The sequence below is a fragment of the Neisseria sp. HMSC064E01 genome (assembly GCF_001808875.1).
GTDB lineage: Bacteria > Pseudomonadota > Gammaproteobacteria > Burkholderiales > Neisseriaceae > Neisseria > Neisseria sicca_A.
Window position 1 is genome coordinate 1 of record NZ_KV794913.1, and the last position, 457, is coordinate 457.

The 457-nt window shown below is 51.6% G+C and carries 1 protein-coding gene; it reads left to right on the top strand.

Features of this window, described 5'->3' with window-relative positions; all coding sequences use genetic code 11:
* Window positions 1–408 (top strand): transposase (locus HMPREF2572_RS04280; RefSeq protein ID WP_148132284.1); only part of this gene is annotated, 408 nt, incomplete at its 5' end.
* Window positions 409–457: the final 49 nt, after the last annotated feature.

The following is a 457-nucleotide window of genomic DNA, read 5'->3' on the forward strand; positions in this document are numbered from 1 at the left end:
CATTTTGACGGCAAAGCCCAAGTGGCAGAGCAAATCAAAGGCATCGGTTCGATAACGACGGCTACGCTGATGTCGATGCGGCCCGAATTGGGGCGGCTGAACCACAAACGGATAGCGAGTTTGGTCGGTATTGCCCCGCACCCGAGTGAGAGCGGGGAAACCAAATTCAAAAGCCGCTGCTTCGGCGGAAGGTCTGCGGTACGTAAGGCGCTGTATATGGCTACCGTGGTAGCGACACGTTTTGAACCGCTTATTCGGGATTTCTATCAACGCCTGCTGTCCAAGGGTAAGCCGTATAAGGTTGCCGTTACGGCATGTATGCGCAAACTGCTGACGATATTGAATGCCCGGATGCGTGATTACTTTGTCGAAAACGGTATCACCGAAAACGGTATCCAAACGGCTTGATTTGAGTTTTGGTATTTTTGCCCGACGGGGTGAAAAATACAGTTGCTAC